The organism is Nakamurella sp. GG22, assembly GCF_052976845.2.
On the sequence record NZ_JBRIIO020000011.1, the window covers coordinates 42766 to 58603 of the forward strand.

Genomic DNA, 15838 nt, shown 5'->3' on the forward strand with positions numbered 1-15838 from the left:
GTCAGCCGATCCCGAGCTTCTGCAGCCACATCTCGAGCAGCCCGAGCTGCCAGAGCTGGTTGGAACCGAGAGTCGTGCGGTGGGTGTTCGGCGCGTCCAGCAGCATCTTCACGTACTCCGGCCGGAAGAGATCGCGTTCCCTGGCGGCCGGTGCGGTCAGTGCTTCACGGACCCGATCCAGATACGGCCCCTCGAGGTTGATGATCGCCGGTACCGGGAAGTGGCCCTTCTTGCGGTCGATGATGGCCGCCGGCAGGACCTTGCGGGAGGCCTCCTTGAGCACACCCTTCCCGCCGTGCGCCAGTTTCAACTCCGGCGGGCAGGCGGCGGCGAGTTCGGCGAATTCGTGGTCCAGGAACGGTGTCCGCGCCTCCAGTCCCCAGGCCATGGTCATGTTGTCGACCCGCTTGACCGGGTCGTCGACGAGCATGATCTGCGAATCGAGCCGGAGCACCTTGTCCAGTGCGGTGGTGGCGCCGGGCCGGGAGAGGTGCTCCCGCACGAAATCTCGGCTGGGGTCGTCGGGCGTCAACCAGCGCGGCTGCAGAATGCCGGCCATGGTGCGGTGATCGCGGTCGAAGAAGTGCGCGGCGTACACGTCCAGCGCCTGCTCCGGCGGTATGCCGTCGAGCGGCGGATACCAGTCGTAACCGGCCAGCAGCTCGTCGGCGCCCTGGCCGGACTGCACCACGGTGACGTGCTTGGACACCGCTTCCGACAGCAGGTAGAACGCGATGCAGTCGTGGCTCACCATCGGCTCACTCATCGCCTGCACCGCGCCGTCCAGGCCGTCGAGCACGACCCCGGACGGCATCAGCAGCTGATGGTGGTCGGTGTCGAACTCCTTTGCGACGATGTCGGAGAATTCGAACTCGTCGCCTTCCCGGTCGCCCACCCGCTCGAACCCGATGCTGAACGTCTGCAGCCCGTGCTGCCCGGCGTCGGCCAGCAGGGCGACGATGACGCTCGAGTCGATGCCACCGGAGAGCAGCACCCCGACCGGCACGTCGGCCACCATCCGGCGCTGCACAGCGGTCTGCAGGGTCTCCAGCGTGAGCTGCTCCCAGTCGTCCTCGGTCAGCCCGGCGTACGCCTCCTGGCGTGCGTGGGACGGCGACCAATACGTCAGATCGGTTGTCCGGCCATCCGGTTCGACCGTCCGGACGGTGGCCGGCGGCAGCTTCCGGACACCGGACAGGATCGTCAGTGGTGCGGGAACGACGGCGTGGAAGGTCATGTAGTGGTTCAGTGCGACCGGGTCGATGGAGGTGTCGATGTCGCCCCCGGCCAGCAGCGCCGGCAACGACGAGGCGAAACGCAACCGGTTCGCCGTGTGCGACAGGTACATCGGCTTGATGCCGAGGCGGTCCCGGCCCAGGATCAACCGGCCGGTGTCCTGCTCGAGGATCGCGAAGGCGAACATCCCGAAGAAGTGGTCGACGCAGCGCACCCCCCAGCGGTGGTAGGCCTTGGCCAGCACCTCGGTGTCCGAGGTGGAGAAGAACCGGTAGCCGTAGCCCCGCAGTTCCTCGCGCAGTTGCTTGTAGTTGTAGATGCAGCCGTTGAAGACCGTCACCAACCGCAGTTCGGCGTCCACCATCGGCTGTGCGCCGGTCTCGGAGAGGTCGATGATCGCGAGCCGGCGGTGTGCCAGCGCGACCGGTCCCTCGTGCCACAGGCCGTGCCCATCCGGTCCGCGGGGCTCCATGACGGCGGAGATGCAGGCGACGGCCGGAACATCGGCGGCGCCGCCGTCGAACCTGAACTCACCGCTCAGTCCGCACACGATGTCCCCTTTTCCTCATACCGTGACCGCCTGAACGCGATGCCGACTCCGCGGTGGGTCGAAGCTACACGGCGCATGTTTCGCGGATTTAACCTGCGGAACCGGTCATCTCATCTCTTTCGGCATCATCCAAGTCGTCCAGGTCGTGCTGGCCGCCGGCTTCGCCGTCCTGGTTGCCGAGCCCCGGCAGCCGTCCGGTGCTGACCAGTTCCTCGGCAAGTACGGCCAGCTTGCGATTGTGGTGTTGCGAGTAGCGGCGCAGCACCGCGAAGGCGGAGTCGGGGCTCAGCCCGAACCGCTCCATGAGGATGCCCTGCGCCTGGCCGATCAGGTTCCGCGAGTCGATCGCCTGCCAGAGGTTCTGCTCCGTGCGGGAGTACGCCAACACCACCGAGGCGTGCGCGGCGATGATCCGCGCCGCCTCGACGTCGCTGTGGTCGTAGGTGCGGGGCTGCAGCGAGTACAGGTTCAGCGCGCCGAGGGCACTGTCCGTGAACAGGTGCACCGCCATGATCCCGGCGACCCCGAGCTCCGCCGCCCGCGGCGCCCAGCGCGGCCATCGGCCGTCCGCGATCAGGTCCGGGACGACGAACAGGCCGTCGGTCCATACCGCGTCCAGGCACGGGCCCTCGTCCAGCTCGTACTGCAGGCTGTCCGCCGCTCTGACCAGATCGTTCGACGAGGCGACCGTCGTCAGCGATCTGTTCCGGCCGAGCAGGGTGATCGAGGCCGCGTCGCAGGGCCCCGACTCGGTGGCCATCTCGATCGCCGCGGTCGTCGGATCGACGGCTGACCTGCGGGCGGCGGCGCGCCGCACCGCCTCGGCCAGCGCCGTCGCGGAAGTTCGTTCCGGCGGCTCGGCGGGCGTGCTCATCGGGAACTCCCATCGGTGGTCGACCATCGCCGACCGTTCTTCGCCGACCCCTGAGAGTGATCCCCGGAGCCGGATGATGCAAGACAGCACCGTCCGGACAGGCACTGCGTGGGACCGGCGGCCGCATGGATCCGGGGTCGAAAAAAGGGCCGCCGATGGATGAATCCATCGGCGGCCCCGGCCCACCGGCGCACGGCCGGCGGGAACTGCAACTGTCAGCTGGCCGGCGGGCTCAGCACGGTGTCGATGAGGTAGACGGTCGCGTTCTTGGTCTTGACGCCGCCGCAGATCACCTTGGCACCGTTGACCTCGAGGTTGTCACCGGAACCGGTGACGGTCAGCTCGGCACCGTTGGCCGTGGCATGGGTGCCGACGACGTCGGTCGGCGAGAGCTGGCCGGGGACGACGTGGTAGGTCAAGATGCCGCTGAGCAGCTTCGCGTCGGTGGTGAGCTTGGTCATCGTCGCGGCGTCGATCTTCTTGAAGGCATCGTCGACGGGTGCGAAGACGGTGAACTCCCCGTTGTTCAGGGTCGTGACGAGGTCGACGTCCTTGTTCACCTTGCCGGAGACGGCTGCGGTGAGGGTGGTCAGGATCGGGTTGTTCGACGCTGCGGTCGCCACCGGGTCCTGGGCCATTCCGTCGACCGAGCCGGCACCTGTCGGGACGGCCTTGGCGTAATCGGCACAGCCCGCGCCGACCAGGGCGGGAGCGGCCATCTCGCCGGAGGACATGGCGTCTGACGACATCGCGCCCGACTCCATCGCCTCGGACGACATGTCGCCCGACTCCGTGGCGTCGGAGGTCATCGCGCCGGAGGTCATCGCCTCGGACGTCATCGCTTCCGAGCTGGCCGCCGAGCCGGCGGCGGAGGTGCTGCTCGATGCGGTGGTCGAATTGGATCCGCAGGCGGCCAGTGTCAGGGCCAGTGCGGCACCTGCGACCAGGGTGAGGGCGCGCTTCATCATCATGTGTGCTCCTTGGAGAGTGGGCGCCGAGTGTCGGCGCCGGGGTGGTGAGGCTTGTCTGCTCACAGGTGAGGCTGCACCGGGTGACGATGCAGGTACTGCGTGTTACTACCGACCCATTGCTCCCTACGGATGCGGTGCGGGGCGGTTCGTTGCGCGGGTTTCCGGTGTACGCGGCTGCGTCAGGCGGTCACGGTGACCGATCGGGAATCCCATCCCGTCGCGCCGTCCGGCATCACCCCCTGCACCTGATCGGTCTGCGGCCCGGTGGGATCGACCGCCCGGCAGCGGATGGTGTGGGTACCGCTGGTGGTCGCGTCCCACTCGTAGACCCACTGCCGCCAGGTGTCGATGCTGACATCGCCGGAGAGGGTGGCGTCCTGCCACTCGCCGTCGTCGATCTGCACCTGCACACCGGTGACGCCGCGATGCTGAGCCCACGCCACACCGGCGACGGCGACCTTGCCCTTCGAGACCTGCTCGAAGCTCTTGGGCACGTCGATCCGCGACGAGGTCTTGATCGGCGCCGTGGCGGACCATCCGCGGTCGGTCCAGTACGCGTTCTGATCGGCGAAGTTGGTCACCTCGAGGTCGACGACCCACTTGGTGGCCGAGACGTATCCGTACAGTCCGGGAACGACCATCCGGACCGGGAAACCGTGCTCCACGGGCAGCGGCTCGCCGTTCATCCCGAACGCCAGCAGGGCGTCCCGGTCGTCGGTGAGCGCCTCGATGGGCGTGGTGACGGTGAACCCGTCGGCGCTGGTGGACAGCACACAGTCGAATCCGGCCTGCGGGCCGGCCATCGCCAGCACGTCGGCGATCCGGACGCCCTGCCAGCGGGCGTTCCCGGCCAGGTCGCCACCGATCTCGTTGGAGACGCAGGTCAGGGTGATCATGCGCTCGACCGTCGGCATCGCGACCAGGTCGTCGTAGGTGAGCGTGATCTGCTGGTCGACCCCGCCGTGGATTCGCAGCTGCCAGTCGTCGGTGGTCACCCGCGGCACCGCGAAGGCGGTGTCGACGCGGTAGAACTCGGCGTTGTCGGTGACGAACGGCGTGATGCCGGGGACGTCCAGCCTGATGGCGGCGACGTCGACCTTCTCGACCTCGACAGGGGTGGGAAGGGCGACCCGGTCGCGGCTGGCGGCCACCTCGGCGGAGCTGGGGATCCAGCGGGTCAGTGCGCCGGCTGCGACGGCGACCAGGGCGCCGATTCCGGCGATCTTGAAGAACTGCCGGCGGCTCGCCGTCGCGGCAGCGACACTCCTCATCGGGTGCGTCGCGGAACCGGCCCGACCCATCGGATGCGACGCACCGGTCAGCAGCGCCTTCGGGTTGTCGTCGGTGGTCGTGGCGGTATCGGTTTCCGGGCCGACTGTGCCGGTGCCGGTGCCGGTGCCGGTAGCGGTACCGGTGACTGCGGCCGCGGCCGGCGATGCAGCAGCGGGGTCGAGCTGGCGCCGGAAGACGACCACCAGGAAGTAGATGCCGGCCGCGCCGCCGATCAGGATCGGCAGCACATCGAGGATCGAGGCGCCGGTCCGGCTGAGGACGGCAGCGGCGGTGACCAGGATCAGCGCGCCGGTGATGGCGACGGCAAGCCTCGGGCTGCGTCTGCCGATGATGCCGATGACGACCGCGACCACCACCAGGGTGATCCCCATTCCTGCAGTCAGTGCGTTCTTGTCGTTCTCACCGAAGGTCCGGATGGCGAATTCCTTGAGCCACTCCGGAGTGAACTGGATGAAGGTCTGGCCGAGCGAGAAGATCGGAGCGGAGGGCGTGTTCAGCAGGCCGAACCACTGACCCAGGGCCGCCAGCAGCTCTGCCAGTCCGATCGCGATGCCCATGGCGATGACGCCGACCAGTGCCGCCGCGGCGATTCCGGGCCGCCACGGCTGCCGGTCCTCCGGGGCACCGGTGCCCGACGCGGGGCCGGGACGCTCGGTGCTGGGGGGCGTTGATCGGGTCATGCCAGGGATTCGCGCTCCGGCAGCCTCCGGATGGGCCGAACGTGGAGAAACTTTCACGGGCTGCTGCGGAGTCGGCTCGGTCACGCTTTCATCGTCCGCCTCCCACGGGCGGATCTACCGGTGTGTCACCGTTTCGTAAGGAACGGTCCGTTGATCGGTGGCCGGCCCTACCTGTGCCGTCACAAGATCATCACGAGCAATGAGCCATCCGGGGCGGGCTCCGTACCGAACCACCACCACAGAACACCCGCCCGGTGAACCTTCGAGCCGGGCCGAAAGGATGAGCCGATGCCTCCCCCGGAGTCCTCCTGGCAGGACCGGTCCGCGCCGGGAACGGCGCGGCGGTCACTGTCCGCTGTTCCCGACCCGCCGACTGGCCTGCCCACCGCAGCCGAAGACCTTCTCCGCCTGACCGCAATGGGTCGTCAGGACGCCTTCGAGCGGCTCTACGACACGTTCGGCGCCCGGGTGTTCGGCCTGGCGAGGCGAATCGTCCGCGACCCCAGCCAGTCCGAGGAGGTCGCCCAGGAGGTCTTTCTCGAGATCTGGCGCCGGGCAAGCCGTTTCGACGCCGGAAGGGGTTCGGCAACCTCCTGGATCATGACGTTGACGCACGCCAGGTCGGTCGACCGGGTGCGGTCAGCACAGGCATCCGCCGACCGCGACGCCAAGGTGGCGCACGCCTCCACCGAGCGGGACGTCGACTCGGTCGTGGAAGCGGTGGAGTCGGCGTTCGAGCGGACCGCCGTCCGTCGCTGCCTGAAGACGCTGACCGAGCTGCAACGCGAATCGGTCACCCTCGCCTACTACAGCGGCTACACCTACCGCGAGGTGGCGGAACTGCTGACGGTTCCGCTGCCGACGATCAAGACCCGGCTCCGGGACGGCCTCATCCGGCTGCGCGACTGCCTGGGGGTGGCGTCATGACCGCTGATCCGCACCTGGACACCGCAGCCTTCGCACTGCACGCCGTGCCGGCCGACGAGGTGACCGAGGTCAGAGATCACCTCGACTCCTGCGAATCCTGCTCGGCCGAGCTGGTCGGTTTCCTGGAGACCGCCGCGCTGCTCGGCTCCGCCGCCGCCGAGGTGCCGCCCGCATCCCTGCGTCAGGCGATCATGGCCCGCATCGCCGTCACCGCGCAGCTGCCGCCGCTCACCGGTTCGTCACCGGTCCGGCCAGTTGAGCCGGCGGAGGAAAGTGCACCGCCACCGTCCACACCGGAACCTCCGGTCACACCCGGCCCGCCCGCGCGCGAGAACTCGGGCAGGCCGCGCGGACGGCACGCCGCCGAAGACAAGCCCGATGGAGAAGTCGTCAGGCTCGAGTGGTACCGGCGGCCGGCAGCGCTGATCGCGGCCGCTGTTGCCGCGGTGGTCATCGGCGCCGGAACCTTCGTCGCGGTCAACCGGACGGGCGATGACAACGAGGCCGCACCGACCCCGGAGCAGTGCATCGCGCAGGCCGCGGACCGGACGCAGATCACCCCGGCCACCGGCCGCGGATCGGTCAGTTACGCGCCGTCCTGCGGGGCTGCACTGGTGGACGTCACCGGCCTACCGGCTCTGCCGTCGGACCGCACGTACCAGCTGTGGGCGATCGCGGGCGAGCAACCGCGTTCGCTCGGCGTTCTGCCGGAGGCCTCGGCCGGCCAGCAGCAGATCGTCGCGGCGCAGACCCAGGCCGGCGAGAACGTTGTCGCCATCACCGCCGAGCCGGCCGGTGGGTCCGCACAGCCGACCCTGCCGATCCTCTGGCAGGCGACGCTGGCGTCCTGATCCGGCGCGGTCGACCCGGTGCGCTCCGGGCTGGGTCGATCGGGTGTGCTCGCCGAGCGGGCCCGGGTCGGGTGTCCCAAGATTCGGGGGATGCCCGACCCCGCCCGGATCCGGAGGACACCCGCACGATGAGAGCCTGGCAGCAGCACCGTGGAGGGCCACCCGGCCGGCCGAAGGTGTGGGCTTCACGAGCCCCCCGATGAAGGTCGCCGCGCTCGTCGTCGGGTGCGACGACTATTCCGACGTACGCCACCGCGCCGGCCCCGAAGCAGGCTGGGAGAGCGCGGTTCTGGACGCATTGGCGATGCGCGAGTGGTTGCTGATCGAGGGCGGCGTCGCGCCGTCGGACCTGCGGATGCTGGTGAGCGCCGGCCCTGGGACGACGCTGCCGGACGATGTCCGGGTCGATGGTCCCGCGGATCACGGCCGGCTCGCCGCGGAGATCGACCGCCTTCTCGGTAGCAGCTCCGGCGACCGGCTGTACGTCTACATCGCCGCACGCGGATGTCCCTCCATCCGCGCGACATACCTGGCGCAGCCGCTGATCCTGCTACCGGTCGGGGACTCGCCGGTGGCGGACGTGCCGGTGGCGGACTCCGGGAACACGCCGGCCGCAGCCGTCGGGGTTGCGGTCGAGGAGCTCGCCGGATGCCTGGCCCAGATGGACTTTCGTGCGGTGGTCACCATCATCGACGCCGATCGCGGCGCGCCCGGGCTGCCCGGCCCGCACCCGGCGGTGCGCTCGCTGGAGCGCACCGCGGCGCCGAGAAGACGCGCGGGCACGGCGATGCAGTTCCGGCTCGAGACGTTTCCACCCGCCGGGACCGACGGGCTGTCCGGCCGCGAGAGGACCGGTCGATTGACGGCGGCGCTGCTCGCCGCGCTGAGTGTGGACGGTCCCGGTAGCGCCGCGGTGGGCGATCGGATGGGCGTTCGATGGTCCTCGCTGGAGCCGTACCTGACGTCGGTGCTGCCCGTTACCCCGTTCGTGACCGGCCCGAATCCGTCGCTGGTCCTCGCACCGTTCGCGGCGGCCGTCGACCGGGACGGCCCACGCGTGAGCCAGGTGCCTCAACCGTCGGACGGGTCGGCGGTGCAGGGCCCGGCGGTGCAGGGCCCGGCGGTGCAGGGCTCTTTCGGGCAGGACTCGGATGTGCCGCCGGTGCTGGCATCGGCGGCCCAGGGAGATGTGCATCTGCGCTCTCCGGACCCGAACGCGATGCTGATCATCGAGGACGGGTCCGGGGCGAGGTGCGCGGTCGGGGTGGGCTCGATCGCCGGGCGGCTGCCGGTCGGTGCCTACACGGCGGTGCTCGCGGACCCGTGCGGCCGGGATCCCCGTGTCCCGCTGACGGTCCGGCCGGATTTGCTCACCGAGCTCGCTCTCGCGCCGCGTCCGCGTGCCGACGGCTTCCGGGTCACCGGGGATGGCAGCCTGACCTGGTCCTCGCCGGCCGCGCAGCTCGCACTGGCGACTTCCGGGGTGTGGGCGCGGGGACACCAGTCCTTCCTGCTGATCGGCGGGGCCGCGTCGGTGCCGTCCGCGGAGCTGTTGCTCGACGGGTTCCCGGACCGCTTCGCGTCGCACGGGGTCCTGCCGGCCGGCGACGGCGAGTCCGGCCGCAATTGCTGGTGGGTGGCGGCGCCGGTGCACGGGCCGTGGCACACCGTCGGACTCGGCGAGCACAGGATCACCGTTCCTGCGGCCCCTGATTCGGTGTCATCGGTCGCGATCACCGCCGTGGGGACGACCGTCGCGTTGTTCGACACCACCCATCCGGAACCGGCGGAGATCGCGGCGCAGGACAGGGTGCAGGAGTACCTGGCGATCGCCCGGCTGGGCGCCGCCGACCTCACGTCGAGGTCCTCCGTGCAGACCGGCCAGCGGTGGCCGTGGGGAGCCAGTGCGGCGGTCCGTCGGTTGATCGACCGCACACGGTCGTCACGGCCGGCCGGTGGGTCGAGGGGTGGTCCCCCGGCCACCGCAGACCTTCCTCTGATGTCCGTCGACGGGAACGGAGCGGCCGGCACCGGATCGGAACCGCCTTACGAGTTCCGCGCGGAAGTGCCACCTGGTCTGCGGCGGCTGCTCGTCGGCGGTGGCCCGTGGGCGGTGTGGCTGGACTGGCCGCCCGCCGGTCCAGCCCTCGGGGTTGCAGGACTGCGGTCCGGGCTGGGAGCCGGCTGACGCGTCTGCGTCAACCGGAGTCCGTCAATCTGAGGCCGTCAATCTGATTCCGTAGGCGGAGTCCGTCATCCGGTGGCCGTCGGCGCCGGCGCAACCTCGGGTGACGGCTCTCTCGGCGGCGGCCCGGATTCGACGATGATCATCGCGGCGAGCATCAGCCCGCCGCCGACCGCCATCCGCCAGGTGAGTGCCTCGTGCAGGAAGAGGATCGAGAACAGCGCCGCCCAGGCCGGTTCGGTGGCCATCGTGATCGCCGCCCGTGACGGAGCGAGGTGGGCCTGTGCCCAGGACTGCACGATCATCGCGACCGCGCCGGAGACCACGGCCATGTAGAGGATCGCCAGCCAGTCGAAACCCGTGCTCGGCAGGACGATCCCACCGTCGACGACGAACGCCGCCAGCACGCTGACCAGCGCCGTCACGGTGAGCTGCACGGTCGCCAGGCCCAGTGCCTCCCGGGCGTCGGACCAGGCGCTCAACCCGACGATGTGCACGGCGTAGATCAGCGCCGACGCGAGGGTGATCGCCTCGCCGAAGCCGATCGACAGCCCGTTGAGTCCCAGCAGGGCGAGCCCGACGGTGGCGATGCCCGCGCCCAGCCACACCCGCCGGCCGATCCGGCTGCGCAGCAGCAGCGCCGCGCAGAGCGGCGTCAGCACGACGTACATGCCGGTGATGAAGCCGGAGATGCTGGCCGGGGTGTACTGCAGGCCCACGGTCTGCAGCAGTTGCGCGATGCCGTAGGCCACTCCGAGCCACAGCCCGCGCACCAGTGACCTGCGGGACAACCGACGCAGCGCGGGGAAGAAGACGATGATCATCAGCAGGGCGGCGAGGGAGAACCGGACGGCCAGGAAGTTCACCGCCGTCATCCGGTCGAGCAGGGCCTTGGTCAGCGGGAAGCTGGAGCCCCACGCGGCGGCGACGGCGAGCAGCCCGAACAGCGCCCACCCGGTGGTGCGGGTGGACATCGACAGGGGAGCGGGCACGACTGTTGATGGTGCCCGACGACGCGCCGGGCGGTACGGGCGGGAGGTCCGTGCAACCATCCACCGGACACGGTCCGTCCAACCATCACAGCGGGAGGCTCGGTGAGTCCGGAGGAGGAGGCGGAATTCTCCGCGTACGTCACCGCGCGCCGTGATCGGGTGCGGCGGACGGCCTACCTGCTGTGCGGTGACTGGCACCGGGCCGACGACCTCACGCAGATCGCCTTCGTCAAGCTCTACGGAGCGTGGCTACAGATCCGTGATCGAGCCGCGCTCGATGCCTTCGTGCGGAAGTGCCTGGTCAGGGCGACGGTCGACGAGTCGCGACGGCCCTGGCGGCGGGAGCGGGCGGTCGAGGCACTGCCGGAGGTGTCGGACGAGAGCTTCGCCGGGGACATCGCGTCCGGGGTGGTCGACCGGCAGCTGATGCGTCAGGCGCTGGAGGAGGTGCCGCCGGGTCAACGGGCCGTGCTGGTGCTGCGGTACTACGAGGGAATGGACGTCGCGGGCACCGCGACGGCGCTGGAGTGTTCGGAGGGCAACGTGAAGTCGCAGACCGCCCGTGGTCTCGCGGCGCTCAAGGCCGCGCTGGCCCGGCTCGGCACGGCGACATCGGGAGGTGAATGACGGTGCGGGACGGACAGGGAGACGACCCCGAAGCACAGACGCTTGCCGGTTTGCTCGCCGACCTGGCGGACGATCCGGAGGCCCCACCCAGCACCGTGACGGCGGCTTCGGTCATCGCCGCGGCCCGGGCCGGCCAGGCCGGTCAGAGCGAGCGGCCGGCCGACGATGCGCCGCGGCGCGGGTTGCGGGTGATCGGCGGCGGTGCCGCCGGGACCCCCCGGCGCCGCACCGGGCTGATCGCACTGGTCGCCGCGGCGTCGGTGGCGGCGGTCGCAGCGGTCGTCATCCCGCTGACCCTGAACACGGGAGCGACCAACACATCGGCGCTCGGCGGCCGGGAGGCGGCCGCCGATTCCCAGTCGGCCACTGCGCCGACGGAGGCGGCGATGCAGGCGGCTCCGGCGCCGCCCGCGGCGGATCTGTCCGCCCCAGCGGCGTCCGACGTCGGTTCGGGCAGCGCACATTCGGGCAGCGCGAATTCGGGCGACGCGAGTTCGGGCAGGGCGAATTCGGATGCGGCGGGGAGTGCCGCGGGCAGTGCCGAGGCGCAGCCGGACGCCGCCGAGCCGGGCTCGACCACCGCAGAATCCTGTTGGCCGGCATTGAGTCCCACGGCTGCCGCGGCCCTGACGTCAGCCCTGCCTGCCGGGGCGTTCGGGAAACCGCAGCCGTTGCTGCAGGACTGCGGTGCGGACCCGGTCGCCGGGGCCAGTCTGCCCGGCACCGGTCCGGGCACCGAGCTGGTCGTGCGGGTGTCGAAGGCCGCAGCCGGAGCCTGCGCGCGCGCATCGGGCGAGGCGGTCAGCCGATGCGTCGCGGCGGGTGACGGTCAGTCGGCTGAGGGCGAGTATGTCGGCACCGATGCGGCCGGAACCGTCACGGCCTTCGCCTACGGGGACGGGTTCGAGGTGGCCGTCGGTGGTCCGACCGCGTCAGCGGGTGTGCCAGCGGCGCCGACCGGCCTGACCACCGCGCAGTTGCAGTCCGCCGCCGGGGCGCTGCTCGACGCGATCGGATAGCGGGTGCTCGCCGCACCACTGAGCACGGCGCGGCTGGAGCTGGAACCGCTGCGCGTCGATCATGCCGACGAGATGTCCGTGGTGCTCGGCGATCCCGCTCTGTACGCCTTCACCGGCGGCGAGCCGCCCGGCATCGACGAGCTCCGTCAGCGTTACGCCCGGCAGGTGACCGGCCGGTCGGCGGACGGCGGCGAGTGCTGGCTGAACTGGATCCTGCGCCACGACGGACGCGCGGTCGGATACGTCCAGGCCACCGTCACGGCGGAGGAGGGCTGGACGACGGCGGACGTCGCGTGGGTGGTCGCCACCGGCGCGCAGGGCAGCGGCTTCGCCGGAGAGGCAGCCGCCGCGATGATCGAATGGCTCCGGGTCAAGGGGGCCGACGTCATCACGGCGCACGTGCATCCCGAGCACGCGGCGTCGGCGGCGGTGGCGCGGCGGGTGGGTCTCGCGCCGACCCCGCACATCGTCGACGGCGAGGTCCGGTGGATCCTGAAGCGATGACATCGTTGACCAACTGGTCCGGCAACTACAGTTACCAGGCGCCCCGGCTCCATCGGCCGGGCTCCGTTGCCGAGTTGCAGGACATCGTCGCGGGCGCAGAGCACGCCAAGGCCCTGGGCAGCCGGCACTGCTTCAACGACATCGCCGACACTCCTGGCGATCTCATCGACACCACCGGTCTTCCCGACGACATCCGGATCGATGCGGGGGCGGACGGGACCGGCACCGTCACGGTGTCCGGATCCATCAACTACGGCCGGCTCGCCACCGCCCTGCAAGCGCGGTCCCTGGCGCTGCCGAACCTGGCCTCGTTGCCGCACATCAGCGTCGCCGGGGCGGTCGCCACCGGCACTCACGGATCAGGCGTGCGGAATCAGGCGCTCGGCGGCGCGGTGCGCGCGCTGGAATTCGTGCTGGCGGACGGCGAGTTGCGGACGCTGACCCGCGGCGAAGAGTTCTTCGACGGCGCGGTGGTCTCCCTCGGCGCGCTCGGCATCGTCAGCCGGGTGACGCTGGACGTCGAACCGACCTTCGACGTCCGGCAGGACGTCTTCGAGGACCTCCCGTGGTCGGCGCTGGAGGAACACATCGCCGACATCGTGTCCTCGGCCTACAGCGTCAGCCTGTTCACCGACCTGCAGGGCGACACCGTGACGCAGGTCTGGTGCAAGACCAGAATGGGCGAGAACGACTCCGGGTCAGCAGTTTTCGATTCCGCGGGGCGGGTCCGGGAATCGTTCTTCGGTGCGACTCCGGCGACGGTGGCCCGGCATCCCCTGCCCGGTCTGCCCGGTGACGTCTGCACCGGTCAGTTCGGCATCGCCGGCCCCTGGCACGACCGGCTTCCGCATTTCCAGCTCGACTTCACCCCGAGCAACGGCGACGAGGTGCAGACCGAGTACCTGGTCGCCCGGGACCGCGCGTCCGAGGTGGTCGCCGCGCTGCGCAAGATGGCCCCACGGATCGCCCCGCTGCTGCAGGTCTGCGAGATCCGCACCGTGGCAGCCGACGATCTCTGGTTGAGCCCCGCCTACGGCCGCGACACCGTCGCGTTCCACTTCACCTGGCGACGCGAGCAACCGGCGGTGGAGGCGTTGCTGGTCGACATCGAGACTGCCATCGTGGACTGCCACCCGCGCCCGCACTGGGGCAAGCTCTTCGCGGCCGACGCTGCCGCGCTGACCACGGCCTACCCCCGGCTCACCGACTTCCGTGCGCTGGCCACCGAATTGGATCCCACCGGGGTGTTCCGCAACGCCTACCTTGATCGGTTGGTGTTCACCGGCTGACCGATCACTGTTTCGCCTTGGTGGCACATCCGCAGCCTGCCTGAGTCTGCTCGGCGTCCCCGGCCAGATGTGGGCGGGATCAGGCGTCCGTTCGGCGGCGAAGCTGATGGCATCTTCGGTCAGCTCAATGGGCTGACGCCGCCCATGAAGGGTCGATCGTTACGCGGGAAGTCTGCGCCGGGGCCTTCCTTGAACTTTCCGCAGGAGATGCATTCGCGGAACTGGTACTTCCGGTTCTCCGGGTTGTCCTGGTTGACGGTGCGGAAGTGATGGCGTCCGAGCCGGCATGACAAGGTCTTCGTCGGAGCGAGGACTTCGTCCCCCTCAGCGGCCTGCAAGGCAGAGCGCAGGTTGATCGCCCCGGCCAGCGCGCTGGCAGCCTCCGCAACCTGTCGGATCCAAGGCAGCCCGACGATCTCGGCCCGGTACTCATCCCTCCATCGATCCCGGGGCTTCGCGGGTAGCGGTAGCACGCTCAACGCGATCAGCCCCGCCGCGATCGGGGTAGGAGTGCGGATGAATCCCGGTGACAACTCGTTCACGACGTCTCCCCGAGCGGACGCAAGCGGCCCAACGGGCGAGCACGTCGAGCGTAGGCCTCTGCGAGCGAGCCACGGGCGAGGGCTAATCCGTGCTGGCTGATCCGGTAATAACGGCGCCGCGGACGTCCCACCTTCAGCGGATTAACGTTCTCCCAGGCGCTCTCCACCCATCCCAGAACTTCCAGCCGGGCCAGGATCGGATGCAAGGTGCCACTGGGCAGTCCGGCCTCTGCGGACAACTCCATTCCGTAACGCTCAGCCGCAGGGTCCTGGATCAAGGCGCGGAGCACCGCCTGTGTCGCCAGAGTCATCCTGGGCATGTCCGTACCCATACGTCTTATTCTACCTAGGGGAGCAAGAGGTGGAGGCAAACGTCCGCCACGCTCCGGTCGGACTTTCACTGCACCTCGGAGTCGCCTGTGTCTCCGAGAAGTACAGCAGGGCCGCCGGTGCCCATGATCGGAGTGGCGCGGGCTCAGCCCGACAGCAGCAACGCCACGGTCAGGACGATGATCACCGCGCTCGACACCAGCCCGGTGACGAGCCGGCCGGTGCGTCCGGTGAGCATCCGGCCGAGCGCCACCCCGCCGCCGACGAGCACCAGTTGCCAGCTGGCCGACGCGAGAAAGGCCGCGATGACGAAGACGGCCGATGCCCCGGCACCACCCAGGCTGTTCGCCTTGCTGCCGAGCACCAGTGCGCTGAAGTACAGCACGGTGACCGGGTTGAGCATCGTGATGCCCAGCAGGGACGAATACGCGCGGCCGGCCGTCAGGCGCCCGGGACCGGTCGGCGCCAGCTCCCCGGAACGGTGGTCGCGGATTGCCGTCCAGGCGATGCGGGCGGCCAGCACGAGCAGCACGACGGCGGACGCCCAGCGCAGCGGGGTGGCGATGCGGGTGATCACGTCGGTCAACGCCGCCCCGCCGATGACGGCGAGCATCGCGTAGAGACCGTCGGCGCTGGCCACTCCGAGCGCCCCGGCCGCGCCCACCCGAGCAGACGTCCGCGCGGTGAGGGAGACGAGATAGGTGGCCACCGCGCCGACCGGGATGGCGATGCCGTACCCGGCCAGCAGGCCGGCAACCAGGGCGGCGGTCACCCTGGGCCGAAGACGGATCGCCGGCACCGCCGCCGCGCCTGCCCGAGGGCGGCGGGCGGCTGGGTGCTCGGCGTGGGCATCCCGAGATGCTGACGGGTCCCCGTCCGGCGGGCAAACGAAAACCCTCGGCTCGACCTCAACGCCGGAGGTCTCCTCGCCGTGTGGTCGGGCGCCGTTGATTGAACCGTTGCCTGGC

At 70.3% G+C, this 15838-nt stretch carries 15 protein-coding genes; 7 read left to right on the forward strand and 8 right to left on the reverse strand.

The window, feature by feature from the left end; all coding sequences use genetic code 11:
- Position 1: 1 nt before the first annotated feature.
- From ACVBEQ_RS12635 to ACVBEQ_RS12650, 4 genes are all read right to left on the reverse strand, one after another.
- Positions 2 to 1786: an N-acetylglutaminylglutamine amidotransferase gene (locus ACVBEQ_RS12635; protein WP_447153653.1), complete on the reverse strand. Its 1785-nt coding sequence runs from the start codon at positions 1784 to 1786 to the stop codon at positions 2 to 4.
- An 88-nt stretch (positions 1787 to 1874) separates the two neighbouring features.
- Entirely contained in the window at positions 1875 to 2660 is a 786-nt protein-coding gene (locus tag ACVBEQ_RS12640) for a GAF and ANTAR domain-containing protein (protein ID WP_447153654.1), read from the reverse strand.
- 215 nt (positions 2661 to 2875) lie between these two features.
- The gene (locus tag ACVBEQ_RS12645; protein WP_447153655.1) at positions 2876 to 3631 is read right to left on the reverse strand and encodes a fasciclin domain-containing protein; all 756 of its coding nucleotides are present in this window, start codon (positions 3629 to 3631) and stop codon (positions 2876 to 2878) included.
- Between the two features lie 179 nt (positions 3632 to 3810).
- Positions 3811 to 5604 carry a molybdopterin-dependent oxidoreductase gene (locus ACVBEQ_RS12650; RefSeq protein WP_447153656.1) on the reverse strand — a complete coding sequence of 598 codons (1794 nt, stop codon included), beginning with the start codon at positions 5602 to 5604 and terminating at the stop codon, positions 3811 to 3813.
- Between the two features lie 288 nt (positions 5605 to 5892).
- On the opposite strand from ACVBEQ_RS12650, the gene sigK reads away from it, so the two are divergent.
- The 3 genes from sigK (at position 5893) to ACVBEQ_RS12665 (ending at position 9570) form a co-directional block, all read left to right on the forward strand.
- Positions 5893 to 6531 (forward strand): ECF RNA polymerase sigma factor SigK, encoded by a 639-nt coding sequence (sigK, locus tag ACVBEQ_RS12655; protein WP_447153657.1) that lies wholly within the window; start codon positions 5893 to 5895, stop codon positions 6529 to 6531.
- On the forward strand, positions 6528 to 7382 hold the full coding sequence (locus ACVBEQ_RS12660) for an anti-sigma factor domain-containing protein (protein ID WP_447153658.1): 855 nt from the start codon (positions 6528 to 6530) through the stop codon (positions 7380 to 7382). The genes sigK and ACVBEQ_RS12660 overlap by 4 nt, the downstream gene beginning before the upstream one ends.
- 199 nt (positions 7383 to 7581) lie before the next feature.
- Entirely contained in the window at positions 7582 to 9570 is a 1989-nt protein-coding gene (locus tag ACVBEQ_RS12665; protein WP_447153659.1) for a hypothetical protein, read from the forward strand.
- Between the two features lie 65 nt (positions 9571 to 9635).
- Here ACVBEQ_RS12665 and ACVBEQ_RS12670 read toward each other — a convergent pair whose 3' ends face one another.
- Positions 9636 to 10559 (reverse strand): DMT family transporter, encoded by a 924-nt coding sequence (locus tag ACVBEQ_RS12670; protein ID WP_447153660.1) that lies wholly within the window; start codon positions 10557 to 10559, stop codon positions 9636 to 9638.
- Between the two features lie 102 nt (positions 10560 to 10661).
- Between ACVBEQ_RS12670 and ACVBEQ_RS12675 the strand changes: the two genes are divergently transcribed.
- From ACVBEQ_RS12675 to ACVBEQ_RS12690, 4 genes are read left to right on the forward strand one after another with little or no spacing between them, the layout of a single operon-like run.
- A complete protein-coding gene (locus ACVBEQ_RS12675) occupies positions 10662 to 11186 on the forward strand; it encodes a SigE family RNA polymerase sigma factor (protein WP_447153661.1) in 525 nt (174 codons plus the stop codon).
- Positions 11183 to 12205 (forward strand): hypothetical protein, encoded by a 1023-nt coding sequence (locus tag ACVBEQ_RS12680; RefSeq protein ID WP_473163175.1) that lies wholly within the window; start codon positions 11183 to 11185, stop codon positions 12203 to 12205. Before ACVBEQ_RS12675 ends, ACVBEQ_RS12680 begins: the two co-directional genes overlap by 4 nt.
- Before the next feature lie 3 nt (positions 12206 to 12208).
- On the forward strand, positions 12209 to 12709 hold the full coding sequence (locus tag ACVBEQ_RS12685) for a GNAT family N-acetyltransferase (protein ID WP_447153663.1): 501 nt from the start codon (positions 12209 to 12211) through the stop codon (positions 12707 to 12709).
- The gene (locus tag ACVBEQ_RS12690; RefSeq protein WP_447153664.1) at positions 12706 to 13998 is read left to right on the forward strand and encodes a D-arabinono-1,4-lactone oxidase; all 1293 of its coding nucleotides are present in this window, start codon (positions 12706 to 12708) and stop codon (positions 13996 to 13998) included. Before ACVBEQ_RS12685 ends, ACVBEQ_RS12690 begins: the two co-directional genes overlap by 4 nt.
- Before the next feature lie 119 nt (positions 13999 to 14117).
- Here the strand turns inward: ACVBEQ_RS12690 and ACVBEQ_RS12695 are convergent, their stop codons facing one another.
- The 3 genes from ACVBEQ_RS12695 to ACVBEQ_RS12705 form a co-directional block, all read right to left on the reverse strand.
- Positions 14118 to 14540 carry a hypothetical protein gene (locus ACVBEQ_RS12695; RefSeq protein ID WP_447153665.1) on the reverse strand — a complete coding sequence of 141 codons (423 nt, stop codon included), beginning with the start codon at positions 14538 to 14540 and terminating at the stop codon, positions 14118 to 14120.
- A complete protein-coding gene (locus ACVBEQ_RS12700; RefSeq protein ID WP_473163176.1) occupies positions 14537 to 14851 on the reverse strand; it encodes a PadR family transcriptional regulator in 315 nt (104 codons plus the stop codon). The genes ACVBEQ_RS12695 and ACVBEQ_RS12700 overlap by 4 nt, the downstream gene beginning before the upstream one ends.
- 164 nt (positions 14852 to 15015) lie before the next feature.
- Positions 15016 to 15642 carry a LysE/ArgO family amino acid transporter gene (locus ACVBEQ_RS12705; protein ID WP_447153667.1) on the reverse strand — a complete coding sequence of 209 codons (627 nt, stop codon included), beginning with the start codon at positions 15640 to 15642 and terminating at the stop codon, positions 15016 to 15018.
- Positions 15643 to 15838: the final 196 nt, after the last annotated feature.

Coding starts and splice junctions, on each gene's coding strand:
- ACVBEQ_RS12640 (WP_447153654.1), bottom strand. CDS start 2,660: ATGAGCACGCCCGCCGAGCCGCCGGAACGAACTTCCGCGACGGCGCTG.
- ACVBEQ_RS12645 (WP_447153655.1), bottom strand. CDS start 3,631: ATGATGATGAAGCGCGCCCTCACCCTGGTCGCAGGTGCCGCACTGGCC.
- ACVBEQ_RS12650 (WP_447153656.1), bottom strand. CDS start 5,604: ATGACCCGATCAACGCCCCCCAGCACCGAGCGTCCCGGCCCCGCGTCG.
- sigK (WP_447153657.1), top strand. CDS start 5,893: ATGCCTCCCCCGGAGTCCTCCTGGCAGGACCGGTCCGCGCCGGGAACG.
- ACVBEQ_RS12660 (WP_447153658.1), top strand. CDS start 6,528: ATGACCGCTGATCCGCACCTGGACACCGCAGCCTTCGCACTGCACGCC.
- ACVBEQ_RS12665 (WP_447153659.1), top strand. CDS start 7,582: ATGAAGGTCGCCGCGCTCGTCGTCGGGTGCGACGACTATTCCGACGTA.
- ACVBEQ_RS12680 (WP_473163175.1), top strand. CDS start 11,183: ATGACGGTGCGGGACGGACAGGGAGACGACCCCGAAGCACAGACGCTT.
- ACVBEQ_RS12690 (WP_447153664.1), top strand. CDS start 12,706: ATGACATCGTTGACCAACTGGTCCGGCAACTACAGTTACCAGGCGCCC.
- ACVBEQ_RS12700 (WP_473163176.1), bottom strand. CDS start 14,851: ATGACTCTGGCGACACAGGCGGTGCTCCGCGCCTTGATCCAGGACCCT.